Here is a 479-nt window from a genome sequence, read left to right as displayed (position 1 = left end):
GCTAGAAGAATTCCAGATGATGCTTATGTTGTGGCTCCTAACCGTCTTAATATTGACGAGTTTGACTTTGAGTCACCTGATTTTATGGCCTCTGCGGATTTGCAGGCTATAATCGCTGACTATAAGCTTAATCCAGATTTCGAAGGTTATAATTTACGTCACATATTTGGTAGTGCAACCGTCAAGGACACTCATTATAACAATCCGCGTGCTTGGTACGTTCAACACTACTTTGATCCTAACTCACAAACCACCCCGCTAGATCAGGACCAGCCGTTTATTGTACATGCCGATCGTAAAATTAGTGTTGACGACATTATGTTTTTGATGGCTTCTCATTATCAAAATACGCCGTACGATGTCTATGGAGACCAAGGTACAGCGGCGGAAAAGAAACGTTTTCGCCCAATTGGAATCAACCGTAATTTTGAAACGCATATTTTACAAATCCGTAATGATGTGCCAGTTGGATTAGCGGG

The 479-nt window shown here is 41.8% G+C and carries 1 protein-coding gene; it reads left to right on the top strand.

Annotated elements, in window-relative coordinates; genetic code table 11:
- A partial coding sequence (locus tag H6A28_RS14880; protein ID WP_204481077.1) for a C69 family dipeptidase occupies nucleotides 1-479 on the top strand: 479 nt, incomplete at both ends.

It is taken from the genome of Bacteroides mediterraneensis (assembly GCF_016900355.1).
Taxonomy (GTDB): domain Bacteria; phylum Bacteroidota; class Bacteroidia; order Bacteroidales; family Bacteroidaceae; genus Phocaeicola.
The sequence above is the reverse complement of the archived record's forward strand: the minus strand, read 5'-3'. Positions and strand labels throughout refer to the sequence as shown.